This window comes from Pseudoduganella sp. GW821-FHT12E03 (genome assembly GCF_058807115.1).
Map to the genome: position 1 here is coordinate 156,864 of NZ_JBXAQJ010000009.1, position 14,121 is coordinate 170,984.

The 14,121-nt window shown below is 64.8% G+C and carries 13 protein-coding genes; 9 read left to right on the top strand and 4 right to left on the bottom strand.

Annotated features, from left to right (window positions below):
* Positions 1–7: 7 nt before the first annotated feature.
* Positions 8–877 carry a tripartite tricarboxylate transporter substrate-binding protein gene (locus tag AC1RRC_RS22820; protein ID WP_493058015.1) on the bottom strand — a complete coding sequence of 290 codons (870 nt, stop codon included), beginning with the start codon at positions 875–877 and terminating at the stop codon, positions 8–10.
* A gap of 220 nt (positions 878–1,097) precedes the next feature.
* Complete coding sequence (locus AC1RRC_RS22825; protein ID WP_493057827.1) at positions 1,098–2,168, bottom strand: porin; 1,071 nt, start codon at positions 2,166–2,168, stop codon at positions 1,098–1,100.
* A 221-nt stretch (positions 2,169–2,389) separates the two neighbouring features.
* Here AC1RRC_RS22825 and AC1RRC_RS22830 point away from each other — a divergent pair, with 221 nt between their 5' ends.
* The 6 genes from AC1RRC_RS22830 to AC1RRC_RS22855 all read left to right on the top strand — a co-directional run bounded on the left by AC1RRC_RS22830 (position 2,390) and on the right by AC1RRC_RS22855 (position 8,670).
* Complete coding sequence (locus AC1RRC_RS22830) at positions 2,390–3,082, top strand: response regulator (protein WP_493057828.1); 693 nt, start codon at positions 2,390–2,392, stop codon at positions 3,080–3,082.
* Positions 3,083–3,100: 18 nt separating this feature from the next.
* Positions 3,101–4,588 (top strand): sensor histidine kinase, encoded by a 1,488-nt coding sequence (locus tag AC1RRC_RS22835; protein ID WP_493057829.1) that lies wholly within the window; start codon positions 3,101–3,103, stop codon positions 4,586–4,588.
* A 174-nt stretch (positions 4,589–4,762) separates the two neighbouring features.
* Positions 4,763–6,196: a sensor histidine kinase gene (locus tag AC1RRC_RS22840; RefSeq protein WP_493057830.1), complete on the top strand. Its 1,434-nt coding sequence runs from the start codon at positions 4,763–4,765 to the stop codon at positions 6,194–6,196.
* 28 nt (positions 6,197–6,224) lie between these two features.
* The gene (locus tag AC1RRC_RS22845; protein WP_493057831.1) at positions 6,225–6,755 is read left to right on the top strand and encodes a hypothetical protein; all 531 of its coding nucleotides are present in this window, start codon (positions 6,225–6,227) and stop codon (positions 6,753–6,755) included.
* Complete coding sequence (locus AC1RRC_RS22850; RefSeq protein WP_493057832.1) at positions 6,739–8,115, top strand: sigma 54-interacting transcriptional regulator; 1,377 nt, start codon at positions 6,739–6,741, stop codon at positions 8,113–8,115. Before AC1RRC_RS22845 ends, AC1RRC_RS22850 begins: the two co-directional genes overlap by 17 nt.
* Before the next feature lie 234 nt (positions 8,116–8,349).
* Positions 8,350–8,670 (top strand): BON domain-containing protein, encoded by a 321-nt coding sequence (locus AC1RRC_RS22855; protein ID WP_493057833.1) that lies wholly within the window; start codon positions 8,350–8,352, stop codon positions 8,668–8,670.
* A gap of 202 nt (positions 8,671–8,872) precedes the next feature.
* On the opposite strand, the gene AC1RRC_RS22860 is transcribed toward AC1RRC_RS22855, so the two are convergent.
* Positions 8,873–9,247 carry a glutaredoxin family protein gene (locus AC1RRC_RS22860; protein ID WP_493057834.1) on the bottom strand — a complete coding sequence of 125 codons (375 nt, stop codon included), beginning with the start codon at positions 9,245–9,247 and terminating at the stop codon, positions 8,873–8,875.
* A 160-nt stretch (positions 9,248–9,407) separates the two neighbouring features.
* Positions 9,408–10,436: an AraC family transcriptional regulator gene (locus AC1RRC_RS22865; protein ID WP_493057835.1), complete on the bottom strand. Its 1,029-nt coding sequence runs from the start codon at positions 10,434–10,436 to the stop codon at positions 9,408–9,410.
* Between the two features lie 118 nt (positions 10,437–10,554).
* Between AC1RRC_RS22865 and AC1RRC_RS22870 the strand changes: the two genes are divergently transcribed.
* From AC1RRC_RS22870 to AC1RRC_RS22880, 3 genes are read left to right on the top strand one after another with little or no spacing between them, the layout of a single operon-like run.
* On the top strand, positions 10,555–11,685 hold the full coding sequence (locus AC1RRC_RS22870) for a saccharopine dehydrogenase family protein (RefSeq protein WP_493057836.1): 1,131 nt from the start codon (positions 10,555–10,557) through the stop codon (positions 11,683–11,685).
* 9 nt (positions 11,686–11,694) lie between these two features.
* The gene (locus AC1RRC_RS22875; protein ID WP_493057837.1) at positions 11,695–13,257 is read left to right on the top strand and encodes a class I adenylate-forming enzyme family protein; all 1,563 of its coding nucleotides are present in this window, start codon (positions 11,695–11,697) and stop codon (positions 13,255–13,257) included.
* A gap of 21 nt (positions 13,258–13,278) precedes the next feature.
* Positions 13,279–14,118: an enoyl-CoA hydratase/isomerase family protein gene (locus tag AC1RRC_RS22880; protein WP_493057838.1), complete on the top strand. Its 840-nt coding sequence runs from the start codon at positions 13,279–13,281 to the stop codon at positions 14,116–14,118.
* Positions 14,119–14,121: the final 3 nt, after the last annotated feature.

Sequence of the window (14,121 nt, forward strand, 5' to 3'; positions counted from 1 at the left end):
ATGTGTTTCAGCGCACCAGGCCGAATTCCCGGGCGCGTTTGCCGTAGTCGTCCACGGCTTTCCTGACATAGACGGTGAGCGCATCGCCTGTCAGGGCAAAGGGGTAAAGTCCGGAATCCGCGCGCAGTTGCGCGAATTCCTTGCTGGCCAACATGCGGTCGAAGCGATGGACCCAGGCCTGGTAGTCGGCATCGGCCACTTGCGGGCCCATCCAGACGCCACGGATCACGGGCCACACCACGTCGATGCCCTGCTCTTTCGCGGTGGGCACCCGCGCCAGCGTGCCGGGCAGGCGTTCATTCGACAGCACCGCCAGCACGCGGGTTTTGTCCGGCGTGGCATTCAGCGACGCTTCCGACGCATCGCCCGACACCACTTGCACATAGTTGGCGTGCATCGCGGTGAAGGCTTCGCCGCCGCCTTCCAGCGCCACGAAACGCAGCGCTTTCGGGTCGATGCCGGCGGCGCGCGCCACCAGCGCCATCTTGAGCCAGTCCTGGCTGCCGATCGTGCCGGACACGCCGATCAGCACCTGTTCCGGATGCTTTTTCAGCGCGGCCAGCAAGTCCGCCAGCGATTTGAACGGTGAATCGGCACGCACCGCGATCATGCCGTAATCAGCGCCCAGCGCCGCCACCCAGCGCACGTCGGAGGCCGTCGCCTTGCCGAACTTGCCCTGCGCGATGTTGAGCAGCGAGCCGCCGGAAAACACCACCAGCGTGTCCGGTTCCGCGCGCCGCTGCGACACCAACTGGTGCCAGGCGACGGCGCCGATGCCGCCCGGGACATAGCTGATGCGCATGCCGCTGCGGCCGCGCTGGCCGGCATCCGGCATCGCCTGCAACCCCTGGCGCGCCAGCTTGCACGTCAAATCCATCGCGCCGCCGGGCTTGGACGGCACGATGCATTCGAAGCGCTCGGGAGCGCCGGCTTTTGCGCCGGCCTTCGCGCTTGCGGTGGCGCCGGCGTGCGTGTCCGCCATGGCATCCACCGCCGCGCCAGCGAGCGCCCTGGCCGGGGCGGCAGCGGTGGCGGCAAGTGCGGTCAGGACGGTCAGGGCGGTGCGGCGTTGCATGGCGGGCTCCCGGTGGCTGGGCTTAGAAGCGGTGCTGGATGCCGCCGATCAGGCCGCGCTGGTTGGTGTCAAAGCCGGCATCGTCGCGCGACAAGCCGGTCAGCTGGCCGTTCTTCGATTTCGCATAGGCGGTGGCCACATACAGGTCGGTGCGCTTGGACAGGGCGTAACGCACACGCGCCACATACAGGGTTGGGTCGGCATCCTTGCCGGCGGCGACGTTCTTGACGTCGATATGGTAAATCGCGCCGGTCAGCGTGACATTCGGCTGGATCTTGTAGGCGACGCCGCCCCATACGGTGGTGGCTTTCACGTCCGCCGTGGCGGCCTTGCCGGCCACGGTGCGGAAGTCGCGCACCACGCCCCAGAATTTCCACGGACCGGTTTCATAGTTGGCGCCCAGGTGCCAGACCGTGTTTTCATCGCGGTTGCCGGTGGCTGGCACCACGTTGCCATTGACGCGCTCCCAGGTTGCCATCAGGCCCAGGCCATTGCTGTTGTAGGCCACGTTGGTGGCCAGTTTGCGGCTGTCGGCGCCGCCCGTGGTCTGCTCGCCCAGGCCCACGCTGACACCGTATTTCAGGTTGCCGCTACTGCCGGTGTATTTGACCAGGTTGTCGAAACCGGTCGTGAAACCATATTTGGAAGGCCCCGTGGCCGGGCCGCTGGTGCCCCACGAATACGATGGGGCAAAGCCCATCGGATCGTACGAAATCACGGTTTCATACACGTTGGTGAAGGAGCGGCCCAGCACCACTTTGCCCCAGCTGCCTTCCAGGCCCACATTGGCCTGGCGGCGGAACAAGGCGCCATCGAGGTTACCGGTATCGAGCAGGATGCCGCCTTCCAGCTGGAAGGTGGCTTTCAGGCCGCCGCCCAGGTCTTCCGAACCGCGGAAGCCCCAGCGCGAGGTATTCATGCCGCCCGATACCACGCGGGTCACGCCGTTGCCGTTGGCGGCGGCGTTCGACACGTTTTCCACCCCCGCGTCGATCAAACCATAGACCTGGACATTGCTCTGCGCCTGCGCCGCGCCGGTGGCGAGGGCGGCGGTTGCCGCGAAAATGGCGAGGGTCATTGCGGACTGCTTCATGGACGTCTCCTATAGATATAATTATTTGAAATTATTTTGAAAAAGCGCTGATAAATGAATATCAGGACTCCACTATAGGTCTCGCATCCTTTCAATTGCCTTTCAATAAGCTGTCGCTGCGAGCACATTGCAAGCTTTTGCAACAGTACCAGAAAAAAGTTTTACTTTTACCCGCAGCGCCCTGAAGATGCACGCCTGGAGACACCCCGGATAAAAAAATCATGCGCATCCTGCTTGTGGAAGACCATATTGAATTACAGCGCTCGCTGGCCAAAGCCTTGCGCGACGCCCACCTGACGGTGGAATGTGCGGACAATGGCGCCGATGCCGACGCCCTGCTGCACACCCAGGATTACGCACTGGTGATCCTCGACCTGACGTTGCCGAAAATGGACGGCCTCGATGTCTTGAAGCGCCTGCGCGCGCGGACCGGCACGCGCGGCAAGACGCCGGTACTGATCCTGACCGCGCGCGGCGGACTGGAAGAACGGGTGCAGGGCCTGAACCTGGGCGCCGATGACTACCTGGCCAAGCCGTTTGAACTGGCCGAACTGGAAGCGCGCGTGAAAGCGCTGCTGCGGCGCAGCGTCGGCAATGAAGCGCTGGTGCATACCTGCGGCGCGCTGAGTTTCGACACGGTGACGCGCATGTTCAGTTACCACGGCACTGCGCTGGCGCTGACACCGCGCGAACACGCTGTGCTCGAAGCGCTGATTTCGCGCAGCGGTCGCGCCGTCTCGAAGGAAAAACTGTTCGATGAAGTGTTCGCGCTGGAAGACGATGCGAACCTCGATGCGATCGACCTGTATATCCACCGCGTGCGCAAGAAGCTGGAAAGCCCGCTTGCGGGCGGCGCCGCCATTACCACCCTGCGCGGCATCGGCTACCTGCTGCAGCCGCGCGACGGCGCGTGACGTCCGGTACCGGCGCCGATGGAACCGCACCCTACCAGTCCGCACACGGGGCGTGATGCCGGCGATGGCGCTGCCGCCACGGCCTCGGACAGCGCCCCGCTGGGCAGCCTGCGCACGCAACTGCTGCGCTGGCTGCTGATTCCCCTGATCGTGCTGATGGCAATCAACGCGGTGTCGGTCTACCGCAACGCGCTCGATGCGGCCGACATGGCCTACGACCGCTCGCTGCTGGCCTCCACCCGCGCGCTGGCGGAGCGGGTATCGATCAGCGATGGCAAGGTGGTGGTCGACGTGCCGTATGTCGCGCTCGACAGTTTCGAGACCGATACGCTGGGCCGGATTTACTACAAGGTCACGGGGCTGACGGGTGAAACCGTGTCAGGCTTTGGCGACTTGCCGCCGGTGCCACCCAATGTACCGCGCTCGGAAGCCTATCCGGCGCTGGTGCGCTTTTATCACGCGGACTATAACGGCCAGCCGGTGCGTATCGCCGCGCTGGTGCAGCCGGTATATGACGATTCCATGCGCGGCATGGCGCTGATCCAGGTGGCGGAAACCACCGATGCGCGGCGCGGCCTGTCGACCCAGATCTTGCGCGACACGCTGGCCTGGCAAGCCTGGGTGGTGCTGGCGGCGGCCTTGCTGGTGTGGTTTGCCGTGCGGCTGGTGTTGCGTCCGCTGATGCGGTTGCGGGCGGAAGTGGAAATGCGCAGCGCCTCGGATTTGCATGATGTCGATCCCGCGCTGGTGCACCGCGAAGTGCGGCCGCTGGTGGAAGCCATGAATGGCTCGATGTCGCGCATCCGCAGCCTGATCGCGTCGCAGCGGCGCTTTATTGCCGATGCGTCGCACCAGTTGCGCACGCCGCTGACGGTCTTGAAGACCCAGTCGGAGCTGGCGCTGCGGGAAATCAGCCGCGGCGAGGCGCCGCCGGACCGGGAAGCCTTGCGCGCCATGGTCTCCGGCATCGCCGCCACCACCGACGCTGCAGTGCACCTGGCCAACCGCCTGCTGATGCTGGCCCGCATCGAACACAGCGGCGACGTGGCGCCGGTGCCGGTCGGCTTGCGTGAGCTGGCGCAAAACGTGGCGCTGCAACTGGCGGTGTCGGCGGTGAACAAGCAGATCGACCTGGCGCTGGAAGCCGAGCAGGAAGCCACCGTGCGCGGCCAGCCCCTGCTGTTGCAGGAAATGGTGTCGAACCTGGTCGACAATGCGCTGCGCTACACGCCCCCTGGCGGCAGCGTCACGGTGCGCGTGCTGCCCAGCGCCACGCGCTTGCTGCTGGAAGTCGAAGACAGCGGTTCCGGCATTCCCGCCGCCGAGCGGGAGCGCGTGTTTTCACCGTTTTACCGGGCCGCCGCCTCGATGCAAATCAATCCGGGCGGCGCCGGGCTGGGCCTGGCGATCGTGCGCGACATCGCGCTGCTGCATGGCGGCACGGTGTCATTGTCCGATGGCGCCCATGGGCGGGGCTTGAAAGTCACCGTCACCTTCCCCGGCTGAAATTGCCGGACCTGAATTTGGCGCCTTGAGTTTGGGGCCTGGCCCCTTTCGCACTATCGTTCGCATACAGGGCGATAGGGTCATGCCATGCCAACCGGACGCCGTGTTTCCGGGCTTTGCACTATCATCACGCCACCCAGTAACCCGCCCTGCCTGACCTTCCTGATAGCGCCCATGTTCCCGGAACTTTCGTTTCGACAACTATCGCTGGGCGTCTTCGTACTGATTGCGGCGCTGCTCGGCGCCACATCCGTGCACGCCCTGCTGACCCTGGACCGCCTTGCCGACCATAGCCGCGAAGCGGGCCGGCACGCGGTCGCGCTGGCCGGCCATGCGCAGCGTCTCGGCGAACGCGGCGTCGCCATCGAGCGCAGCGCGCGCCAGTATCTCGTGCTGGACGATCCAGCCTTCCGCGAACGCTTTGCCGATGCCTGGCGCGAGGCGCAATCGGCGCTGGCCGCGATTGCCGCCGGCGTTCCCGCCACCCAGCGGGCCGCCATCGCTGACTGGCAGGCGCGCGGCGCGGCGGTGGCGGCCGTGCTCGATTCCCGCAACAAGCCTCCCGTCCCGTCCCGCCGGGCGCTGAACCAGGCCCTGGACCAGGCGCTGTCCGGCCTGCCCGCCCTGAGCCAGTTGCTGGAAGACGCGGTGCGGCATGAAGTCGAGCGCCGCAACCAGGCGCTGCTCGATGAACTGGACCAGCGCCGCCGCCTGCTGACCAGCCAGGTCATCGTCGCGGTGGCGCTGGCGGCGATACTCGCATTGGGCTTCGGCGCCTGGCTGTCGCGGCCGCTAAAGCAGATTGAACAGGCCATCGGCCGCCTGGGCGGCAACCGCTATGATGAAGCGATTGCGGTACAGGGGCCGGGCGACTTGCGCCGCCTGGGGACACAACTGGACTGGCTGCGCGTCCGGCTGGCGGAAGTCGAGGCCGACAAGGCGCGCTTCGTGCGCCACGTGTCGCATGAATTGAAGACGCCATTGGCGGCGCTGGTGGAGGGCGTCTCGCTGCTGGAAGATGAAGTACCCGGGCCGCTGTCCGCGCAGCAACGGGAAATTGCCGTTATCCTGCGCCAGAACACCAGTTCGCTGCAGGGGCAAATTGAAGATTTATTGCGCTTCAATGAAGCGGGATTCGCGGCCCAGCGGCTGCGCCGCGCCATGACAGACCCGCGCGAACTGCTCGACAGCGTCATCGTTGCGCAGCGCCTGCAAAGCCAGGCGCGCGGTGTGCGGTGCGTGGTGCAAGGCGCGGCCCGCCCGCTGCCGCTGGACGCGGACTTGATGACGGCGGCGCTGGGCAATTTGCTGTCCAATGCGCTGCGCTTTTCGCCGCACGGCGGCACGGTCACGTTCACGCTGTCGGATACCAACAGCAAGCTCGTGGTTGAGTGCCGCGATCAAGGCCCCGGCGTTGCGCCGCAAGACATGGAACGCATTTTCGAACCGTTTTACCAGGGCGAACGCCAGCCCGCCGGCGCCCGCCGCGGCAACGGCATCGGGCTGGCCATCGTGCGCGAATATATCCAGGCGCATGGCGGCGTACTGCGCCTGTTGCCATCCACGGGCGGCGCCCTTTTCCAGATTGAGTTGCCTTATGACGACTGACCACAACAACCGAGGCATGGCGATGCGCATGGCGATGTTGCTCCTGGCCACGCTGCTGTCCGGCTGCGGCACGCCCCTGCTGCCGCTGCCGGATACCATCACGCTGCCCAAGGCCCCGGCCGACGCGCCGCCACCGGCCACCCTGATGCTGCCCGATGAAACCGCCCCGCTGCTGGCCTATCACCAGCAGATACGCCGTATGGCGCAGGGCGAATTGCTGCAAGAACTGGCCGTGCTGGGCTTACGCCAGCCGGCGCCCCGGGTGGCGCTGCAAATGGGCATGGTGTTGCTGTGGACGCGCGGTGCGGGCGACCTGGTGCGCGCGCAGGCGCAATTTGACACGGTGGCCGCCACCGCGCATCCGCTGGCGCCGCTGGCCGCGCTGCTCTCCGCACAATGCCAGGAACAGCGCCGCCTGGCGGAACACGGCGACAAGCAACTGGCGCAACTGAAAGAAAGCCAGCGCAAGATCGATCAACTCACGGAAACGCTGGAGAGCCTGAAAACCATCGAGCGCAACCTGCCGGCAAGGGGAACCACCAATGAACGCCAACGTTAACCATCCGCTGCACAAAGGCGCCGCCATCCTGCTGGTGGACGATGACGCCGACTTGCTGCGGCTACTGTCCCTGCGGCTGTCCGCCAACGGCTATGCGGTCACCGCCGTGGCCAGCGCCGAAGCCGCGCTGGCGCAACTGGACATTGCGCTGCCATCGCTGGTGGTCAGCGATATCCGCCTGCCCGGCAAGGATGGCATGGCGCTGTTCCAGCAGATCCGCGCACGCCATCCGGCACTGCCGGTGATCTTGCTGACGGCGCACGGCACCATCCCCGACGCGGTGGAAGCCACGCGTCTCGGCGCATTTGCTTACCTGACCAAACCATTTGATGCGAAGGTCTTGCTGGAGCGCATCGCACAAGGCTTGCAGCTGAGCGCCCCGCCGCAGGTGCAAGGGGTCGATGGCGAACAGTGGCGCGAAGAAATCGTCAGCCGCAGTCACGCCATGGCGGAATTGCTGGCGGAAGCGCGGCTGGTGGCCGCGTCCGACGCCAGCGTGCTGATCCGGGGGGAAAGCGGCACCGGCAAGGAATTGCTGGCGCGCGCCATCCACCGCGCCAGCCGCCGCGCCAAGGCCCCCTTCATTGCCGTCAATTGCGGCGCGATTCCCGAACCCTTGCTGGAATCGGAATTGTTTGGCCATGTCAAAGGCGCCTTCACCGGCGCGGTCGGGGCGCGCGAAGGCCTGGTGCAGGCGGCTGACGGCGGCACCCTGTTCCTCGATGAAATCGGCGACATGCCGCTGATGCTGCAAGTCAAACTGCTGCGCGTGCTGCAAGAGCGGGTGGTGCGGCAACTGGGCGCCGATGTGGGCAAGCCGGTTGACGTGCGCATCTTGTCCGCCACGCACCGCGACCTGGACGCGGCCATGCACGAAGGCCAGTTCCGCGAAGATTTGTATTACCGGCTCAACGTCATCACCTTGACCCTGCCGCCGCTGTCGCAGCGGCGCGAAGACATCGCCCTGCTGGCCACGCGCTTCCTGCAATCGCTGGCCGCCAAGTATGGCAAGCAGGTGACGGGATTCGCACCCGATGCGCTGGAAGCGCTGACGCGCGCCGCCTGGCCCGGCAACGTGCGGCAGTTGGTCAATGTGGTGGAACACGTGTGCGCACTGGCCACCTCCAGCCTGGCGCCGCTGTCGCTGGTGCAGCGTGCGCTGAAGGTGCCATCGCTGGAAGTGCTCAGCTATACCGCAGCCAAACAGCGCTTTGAACGGCAATACCTGGTGCAATTGCTGAAGCTGACCGATGGCAATGTGGCGGACGCGGCCCGGCTGGCCGAGCGCAACCGCACGGAGTTTTATCGCTTATTGCAGCGCAATGACCTCGATGCGACGCTGTTCCGGACCGAAACCTGATCCTTGTCGCTCCATGGCGACATACGCAAGTCCTTGATTTTCATGGTTTTACACGTGCAGTGGTGGCAAGCTGTCGCCACTGCCCGACAAAACCCCTTCGGTAAATCATTCCACGCATCAACACTTAATCCTAACCCATTGATTTATAAAGAAATCAATGAGCTGGCACGCCCTTTGCTGTAAGGAGATCAACGTCACAAGGCGTTCTTGAACAACCTTTATGGAGTTACGAATATGACGAATACCATTTCCCGCCTGCTGGCCGCCGCCGCCTTCACCGCTTTCAGCGCCGCCGCCCTGTCCCCTGCTGTTGCCGCTGGCCAGCAGGAAGGCGCCATGGCTGGCGCCGCTGTCGCCACCGCTGACAGCGCACTGAACGCCAAAGTCAAAGCCGCGCTGGCTGACTTCAAAGGGGTGTCGGCCAGCATCAGCCAAGGCGTGGTCACGCTGTCGGGCCAGGTTGCCAATACCGATACCGGCACCAAGGCCATCCAGGCCGCCTCCAGCGTGGAAGGCGTGAAGGAAGTGAAGAGCGAATTGACTGTGGCTAAGTAATACCGTGCAGTCCCCGCTGTCGCAGTACCCCTGAAGGAGTAGTACCCCTGAAGTAGCAGTCCCCGTAGTGGCAGTACCCCGCAGTTGTGGTATCCCCGCAGTAAGCCTGCCTACCCGCAGGTGTGACACGCAGTTGAAGTGGCTTTACCCAGCGTATTTTTTCCGGGCCGCGAGCGATCGTTGCCCGGTTTTTTTTATGCGTTCAACGATTCGCCAGTTTCTGCAATGCGCTGTCGATGGCATTGGTATTAAAGCCCTGGATACGGCGGTCGCCGATCAATAAATAAGGCACGCCCGCCGCGCCGAATTGCTTGAATTCGCGCTGCGCCTGGGCGGATGTTTCCACATCGAGGTCCGCGTAAGCAATGTTGCGCTCCTTGAAGTAGGCGCGGGTCTTGGCGCAATAGCCGCAGGACGCGGTGCCATACAGCACCACCTTGCTCTGGTAGGCCTGGAAATACGCGGTATTGTCCGCTGTCGCGGGGGAGGATTTCAGCAGCGGCACGACATTGGCCACACCGGTTCCCGCCGCCAGGCCGCCGGCCATGATCGCCGCAAACAGCGCAACGGATTTCATGGATTTGAAGCGCTCCGCCATATTTTCCTCACCAGGATTGTTAATTATTCCGCAAATTCTATATTTAACATTTTTGATGTCAATGATACAGACTGGTTTAAGGAGAAACTTCGGTAAATCCGGAATCCAGAGAATTCCATTCTCTTCAATTGGTTAATTTTTAAATAATACGCTTCCCTGGCGCTGCTTGCGCCCGCCACGCGCGCGGCGACATGCCATGCCAGCGCCGGAACGCATGGCTGAAAGAGCTGGCCGCCGTATAACCGAGCAATCCCGCCACCTGCGACATCCGCACGGCCGGATCCAGCAGGTATTGCTCGGCGGCCTGGCGCCGCACGCCGTCGAGCACGTCCTCGAACACCAGCCCGTCGCGCGCCAGTTGCCGCTGCAGGGTGCGCACGCTGACGTGCAGGTGGCCGGCCACGGTGGCGACATTGCAGCGCGCGATCGGCAACAGCTTGCGCATCATGAGTTCGACTTCATCGCGCAGCGCCAGCGGCGCGGTACCGGCCATCCGTTCGATGTAATCACTGAGCAGGTGCTTCAGTTCCGGGTCATTGCGCACGATCGGGCGCCGCATATCGGCGGCAAACAAGTCCACGCCAAACACGGGCTGTGAAAATTTCACGGTGCAGCCGAAAAAGTCCGTATAGCGCGCCAGCGGCAGCAAGGGCGCGTGCGGGAACAGCATGGTTTTCGGCCGGGACTGGTCGGACACGATCAGGCGGTACATGCGCAAGCCCACCGCCAGCGCCCATTGCTCGAACTGCACCGTGGAACCCATGCGCAGCACTTGCAGTTCATACACCAGGCGCGGCCCCGTGGGTGTGCGCACCAGGTGCAGCGACAGCAGCGACGTCAGCAAATTCAAATAGCGCGCAATCGCGTCCACCGCCTCGCCCACCGTGGCGCAATTGAGCGCCACCAGCGCAATCGGCCCCAGCGGACCACGGCCCTGCATGAAGCCGGCGCGCAAGCCGAAGTCGGGACAGTCGAGGTCGCGCGCGCACGCTTCCAGCAGGCGCACCAGGCGCTCGCCCGGCAACGCCGTATCGCTTTCGCATTGCTGCAACGGCAGCTGGAAGCGCTCCGCATAGGCCGCCACATCGCCGCCCATGGCGGTAATGGTATCGGCCAGCCCGTGCAGCATCCAGGCACGGAACGACGGGGTGGTCACAGCGCTTGGCATGGCGATCCTGGACGAAAAGGGGTGGCATCAAATCACAAATCAATGGCACATAATAACAAATTCCATCGGCGCCGTTTGCCTAGAATGGCCTCCATTACAACCGTTTAAGGAGACCGCAATGGCAAAATATCCTGTCGTCGTGTATGGCGCATCCGGCTACACCGGCATGCTGACCATGGACTGGCTGATCGACCAGAACATCCCGTTTACCGCCGTGGCGCGCAACGCCGGGCGCACGCTGGAAATGATGAAACAGCGCGTGGTGCGGCTGGAATCGGCCACCTATGAAATCATCGAATGCGAGCACGACGTGGACAAGCTGGCCGCCGCCTTCAAGGGCGCCAAAGTGGTGTGCAACACGGTCGGCCCCTTCGTCAAATTCGGCCTGGAGGCTGTGGAAGCGGCCCTGAAGGCCGGCTGCCACCACCTCGACACCACGGGCGAACAAAGCTACATGCTGGAAGCGCGCGAAAAATTCGGCCGCGCCTATGAGGAGGCCGGGCTGCTGCTGTCGGCGTCGGTATCGTACATGTACACCGTCAATGAAATCGCCGCCGAACTGGCGCTGGAAACGCCCGGCATCGATTCCCTGGAAACGGCCAGCCTGTCGCGCAGCGCCTGTGAAGGCTCCGGTGTGACGGTGGGATCGACCGCGTCGATCTTCGAGCTGTTCCGCAACAAGCAATACCACCTGTGGGATAACCGCCTGCTCGAATGGCCGGTCGGCAGCCACCAGGAAATCAGCACCCCGGAACTGCTGTTGCCGACCTTTTGCCTGCCATGGGGCGGCACCGCGCTGCCCGTGTTCTACGAGCGCGACCCGCGCGTGCGCTATTGCCGTTCGCTGGTGGGCTTTTACGACAACGCTGCCATGCGCACCGTGCACGGCTTGATCAAGCGCTGGGAAGAGGAATTCAAGCATTTACCGGCCAGCGCGCAAGACCAGGTGGTGGCGCAATTCGCCGCCGCCACCACGCCATCGATGCCGCCGCGCGAGCGCACCACCCTGAACCGCTCGGTCGATATCGCGGTCGGCCGTGGCCAGTTGGCCAGCGTGCGCGCCAGCGTGGTGTCGATCACGCCGTACATCACCACCGGCGCGCTGCAGACCGCCGCCGCCATCCGGCTGCTCGACGGCGACACCGCCAAGGTCGGCTTCGCTTCCGCCTGCCAGGCGTTCGGCCACCGCTATTTGCTGGGCTTCCTGGAACAGCGCGGCCTGGCGCGCGCCACCGTCACCCAGCTGTAAGGAGCAGCCATGGCGATCATTGATTTCTTCGACCGTGGCTGGCGCATCGCGCCGCAAGCCCCGGCCTACATCCAGGACGGCGTCGAACACAGTTTCCAGGCGGTCGGCGAACTGTCGTGCCGCATCGCCCGCCAGCTGCTGGACTGCCAACTGCCGCCGGGCGCCAAGGGCGCGGTCTGGGCCGGCAACGATGTGCAGGCCTGGACCTGCACACTGGGCCTGTGGCGCGCCAACATGGCGTGGATCCCGGTCGGCGCGCGCAACCCGGTGGACGACAACCGCGCGCTGCTGGACGCCTTCGACTGCGACGTGGTGTTTTATGCGCAAGCCTATGCGGACGCCATCGCCGCCGTGCGCCCGCAACTGCCCAAGGTGCGCCTGTGGATTTGCGTCGAGACCGGATTGCTGGACTGGTGCGGCGCGCAGCCGGCCACCTGCCCGCAAGTCGAAGTCGACCTGGACGACGTGGTGATGCTCTCGCCCACCGGCGGCACCACCGGCACGCCGAAAGGCGTGATGAACACCCACCGCAGCACGCAAACCTTTGTCGCGCACTTCATGCTGGGCTGCCACTATGGCGACCACGAACGCCCCGTCAACCTGGCCGCCGCGCCGATGACGCACACCGCCGGCCTGCTGTCGCTGCCGGCGACCGCGCGCGGCGGCACGGTGGTGGTGGTCACCAAGCCCGATCCGGCCGTGATGATGCAAGCGATCCTGCGGCACAAGGTCACGGAATTCTTCCTGCCGCCGACCGTGATTTACCGCTTGCTCGAAGTGCCGGGCATCGGACAGCTCGATTTCAGTTCGCTCAAGTATTTCCTGTATGGCGCGGCGCCGATGTCGGTCGACAAGCTGAAAAAAGCCATCGCCGTGTTCGGCCCCGTGATGATGGGCGGCTATGGCCAGACCGAGGCGCCCGCCTCGATTGCCATGCTGCCCCCGGACCAGCATTTCGCGCAGGGCGCACTGGCGTCCGACGAGCGGCTGGCGTCGGTCGGCCGCCCCAGCCCGCTGGTGCGGGTGGAAATCATGGATGACGGCAACCGCATCCTGGCGCAGGGCGCCACCGGTGAAATCTGCGTGCGCGGCGACCTGGTGATGAAGGGGTATTACAAGGCCCCGGAAAAAACCGCCGAGACCATCATCGATGGCTGGCTGCATACCGGCGACATCGGCCACATCGATGCCGAGGGCTGCCTGCACATCACCGACCGCAAAAAAGACATGCTGATCACCGGCGGTTTCAATGTCTACCCGAGCGAAGTGGAGCAAGTGATCTGGAGCCACCCCGCCGTACAGGACTGCGCCGTGATCGGCGTGCCCGACGCGCAATGGGGCGAGGCCGTGAAAGCCGTGGTGGAGCTGAACCCGGGCCACGATATCGGCGCGGCGGCGCTGGTCAACGCATTGGCCAGCGAATTGATCGCGCTGTGCAAGGAAAAACTCGGCAGCGTAAAAGCGCCGAAAAGCGTGGACTTCGTCGCCAGCCTGCCGCGCAGCCCGGTCGGCAAGGTCCTCAAGAAAGACTTGCGCGCGCAGTACTGGAGCGCCGCCGGCCGCAGCATCTGAACAATGACACAGGAGACAACCATGGACTACACCAATTTCACCACCCTGAACATCGACGTGCGCGCCGGCGTGGCGCGCGTCACCTTCGACCACGGCGACATCAACCTGATGGACCTGGCCATGCTGGGCGACCTGGACCGCGCCGGCCGCATGCTGGAAGACGATCAAAGCGTCAAGGTCGTGATCCTGCAAAGCGCCAATCCGGACTTTTTCATTGCCCACGCCGACGTCAATGCGATCGCGCAGTTGCCGGCCGTCGCGCCGCCCCGCGCTGAACAACTGGGCCCGATCCACGCCATCCTAGACCGCTTCCGCACCATGCCGAAACCGACGATCGCCAAGATCGAAGGCCGCTGCCGTGGCGGCGGCAGCGAACTGGCGCTGGCGTGCGACATGCGCTTTGCCGCCATCGGCCGCGCCTTCCTGTGCCAGCCCGAAGTCGGCGTCGGCATCATTCCAGGCGCCGGCGGTTCGGTCCGCCTGCCGCGCCTGCTGGGCCGCGCGCGCGCGCTGGAAGTCATCCTCGGCTGCGCCGACTTCAACGCGGAAACCGCGGAACGCTACGGCTGGATCAACCGCGCCCTGCCGGCCCATGAAATCGGCATGTTCGTCGACGCGCTGGCCGCGCGCATTGCCGGCTTCCCGGCCGCCACCCTGGCGCTGGCCAAGGCCGCCGCCGGCATGGAGCACGGCAGCATCGAGGAAGACCTGGTGCGGGAAGAAGGCATGTTCCTGCAGTCGGCCCATACCCCGGGCGCGCAAAAGCGCATGGCGGCCGCGCTGGGTGCGGGCATGCAAACACGCGGCATGGAAATGTGCTGCTTTACCCATATCTGGGCGCCGATGGCGGGACTGGAGTGACAC

Excerpts from the sequence above, each read along its gene's own strand:
- AC1RRC_RS22875 (WP_493057837.1), top strand. The coding sequence starts at position 11,695 with ATGGCGATCATTGATTTCTTCGACCGTGGCTGGCGCATCGCGCCGCAA.
- AC1RRC_RS22865 (WP_493057835.1), bottom strand. The coding sequence starts at position 10,436 with ATGCCAAGCGCTGTGACCACCCCGTCGTTCCGTGCCTGGATGCTGCAC.
- AC1RRC_RS22850 (WP_493057832.1), top strand. The coding sequence starts at position 6,739 with ATGAACGCCAACGTTAACCATCCGCTGCACAAAGGCGCCGCCATCCTG.
- AC1RRC_RS22840 (WP_493057830.1), top strand. The coding sequence starts at position 4,763 with ATGTTCCCGGAACTTTCGTTTCGACAACTATCGCTGGGCGTCTTCGTA.
- AC1RRC_RS22835 (WP_493057829.1), top strand. The coding sequence starts at position 3,101 with ATGGAACCGCACCCTACCAGTCCGCACACGGGGCGTGATGCCGGCGAT.
- AC1RRC_RS22845 (WP_493057831.1), top strand. The coding sequence starts at position 6,225 with ATGGCGATGTTGCTCCTGGCCACGCTGCTGTCCGGCTGCGGCACGCCC.
- AC1RRC_RS22880 (WP_493057838.1), top strand. The coding sequence starts at position 13,279 with ATGGACTACACCAATTTCACCACCCTGAACATCGACGTGCGCGCCGGC.
- AC1RRC_RS22820 (WP_493058015.1), bottom strand. The coding sequence starts at position 877 with ATGGATTTGACGTGCAAGCTGGCGCGCCAGGGGTTGCAGGCGATGCCG.
- AC1RRC_RS22860 (WP_493057834.1), bottom strand. The coding sequence starts at position 9,247 with ATGAAATCCGTTGCGCTGTTTGCGGCGATCATGGCCGGCGGCCTGGCG.
- AC1RRC_RS22855 (WP_493057833.1), top strand. The coding sequence starts at position 8,350 with ATGACGAATACCATTTCCCGCCTGCTGGCCGCCGCCGCCTTCACCGCT.
- AC1RRC_RS22870 (WP_493057836.1), top strand. The coding sequence starts at position 10,555 with ATGGCAAAATATCCTGTCGTCGTGTATGGCGCATCCGGCTACACCGGC.
- AC1RRC_RS22830 (WP_493057828.1), top strand. The coding sequence starts at position 2,390 with ATGCGCATCCTGCTTGTGGAAGACCATATTGAATTACAGCGCTCGCTG.
- AC1RRC_RS22825 (WP_493057827.1), bottom strand. The coding sequence starts at position 2,168 with ATGAAGCAGTCCGCAATGACCCTCGCCATTTTCGCGGCAACCGCCGCC.